The 2088-nt window shown below is 56.2% G+C and carries 1 protein-coding gene and 1 pseudogene; one reads left to right on the forward strand and one right to left on the reverse strand.

Annotated elements, in window-relative coordinates:
- Positions 1–310: 310 nt before the first annotated feature.
- A pseudogene (ltrA, locus tag ACXRVY_RS25810) lies at positions 311–1169 on the forward strand (group II intron reverse transcriptase/maturase); the annotation flags it as partial.
- A 287-nt stretch (positions 1170–1456) separates the two neighbouring features.
- Here the strand turns inward: ltrA and ACXRVY_RS25815 are convergent.
- Positions 1457–1726, reverse strand: a complete 270-nt coding sequence (locus ACXRVY_RS25815) for a short-chain dehydrogenase (protein WP_115947664.1) — start codon at positions 1724–1726, stop codon at positions 1457–1459.
- Between the last annotated feature and the right edge of the window lie 362 nt (positions 1727–2088).

Raw genomic sequence — 2088 nt, forward strand, 5'->3', positions numbered from 1 at the left:
GCAAGGGTGTTGCGGGTGACTGCGAATCTGAAGGAAGCCCGAGGCAAAATGCTGGCCTGACGAACAGGAAGCGGATAGAGGCGGCGCAGCGGGGTAAGAAGGCMARYATCTTCAAMGCCCRATWCTTGCACRGAACGCTGTGACGTAGATCCGACAGGCATAAGCAGGAAGGTCACGCGAATTACCCTGGGAGATCTGTAGGTTTGCCACTGTGCTACCGAGCGTCGAGAGGCGACGGGATGAGCCCACCGAAGCCAGCCGAGGCCGTAGTAAGTGGCGAATTACCGCGTCACCAAGGGCCGAACAGGTTATGCCGCCAGTAGGCGTCAGAGTCTCGTCGAATGTTGAAACGCAGAATATTCTCCAAGAGAAAACTGTTACCCCAGGTCCTGGACGGTATCCGAGGATGAGGGCTGACAGGGCGCAAACATCGACGGCGTCTGTGGCGTGGACGACCGCGGAGCCGGACACGCTGATGGAGCGGGTGCTTGCACCGGCCAACCTCAAGCGCGCGTATCAACGCGTAGTCAGCAATAAGGGTGCGCCGGGTGCCGATGGCATGACGGTCGACCAGTTGGCGGGCTATGTGAAACAGTATTGGCCGATCCTCAAGACTCGGTTGCTGGCCGGCGAGTACCACCCGCAAGGGGTACGCGCCGTCGACATCCCCAAACCCAAAGGCGGGACAAGACAACTGGGTATCCCCAGCGTTGTGGATCGCCTGATCCAACAAGCCCTGCTGCAACAGCTCACGCTGATCTTTGATCCGTTGTTTTCGGACTCCAGCTATGGCTTTCGTCCGGGCAGAAGCGCTCACCAAGCCATCGAAACAGCTCGTAACCAGGTGGCGGCGGGTCACCGCTGGTGCGTGGAACTCGATTTGGAGAAGTTCTTTGATCGAGTCAACACACGATGTATTGATGGCCTACATTGAGCGCCAAATCGAAGATAAACGTGTGCTCACGCTGATCCGTCGTTATCTCGAAGCGGGAACGATGTCAGGCGGGCTCGTCAGCCGACGGCAGGAAGGCACGCCGCAAGGCGGCCCGCTCTCGCCGTTGTTGTCGAACATCCTGCTCAATGAACTCGACCGCGAGCTGGAACGGCGGGGCCATCGCTTTGTACGCTATGCCAACGACGTCAACATTTATGTGCGCAGTCGTCGTGCTCGATTGTTGGAACCACAAAACGAACTTCCATTTCTCTATAAAAGCTCCTTTGAAGGCTGTTGTAGGAAAAAGACATTTCCTTTTGACGAAACTTCTTAATCGTTCTTTTGACCCTGCCTTGAGCGTCGCGACGCTGTTAGCGTCCTCTCGGCATTTCCCGTCGTAGCCTGGTGGACCTATGTGACAAGGCCGGGACACTGGGCAGGGTAAGTTAAAGCAGGACTGCGAAATTCGAACGGCACCGGAAGGTGCCGTTTTTTCGCCCAAGTAGAACGCCCCTCCTGATTTCAGGACGGCTCTGAATCCATCCGCCGCGCAATCACATCCAACACATCACAACCATCGCGCAACGGCACGCAGCACAACAACGCAAAGTCGCTGAGAACCACCGTATCGCTGGTGATGTCACCACGCATTGCAAGATTTTCAAGAATCTGCGTCACAGCTCGAATTCTATAGCTGGCGGTGCTGAGCAGTGAATGCAGAGGTTGTGTGGTGTTGACGAACAGCGAGGGCAGGTCATCGGCATTGCTGGTTAAAGCGATGTACTCATTCATAAGTGAAGCTCCATTAGTTCATGAGAGCTATCACTCAATCGTCGCCAAACGAGGGTGGTAGCCGTACGCGGGTTGGCGAACCGGGCAATGGAGAAACCGGCAGACCCTGAGGTCTCCCGCGCACAGCCACCATAAAACRGGCAGCTAGGTGCGTTCCGAAGCGCTCCGAAATGGTCGAAGACTTCAGTTCAATTGCAATCGAGTCGCCAAACCCGACACGCCGTGAGGGCGTGGGCCGGACTATAGGACTCGTGGCAAAGGCGCAGCAATGGCGGAGTGTACGGACAATTCCTGATGTCGTGTAGGACGCTGCTCTTTTTGAGCAGTGGCACCGTTTTTTAAGACATCGCATTGCCTGAACC

The organism is Pseudomonas sp. P5_A2_2 (assembly GCF_054177685.1).

Excerpts from the sequence above, each read along its gene's own strand:
- ACXRVY_RS25815 (WP_115947664.1), bottom strand. The coding sequence starts at position 1,726 with ATGAATGAGTACATCGCTTTAACCAGCAATGCCGATGACCTGCCCTCG.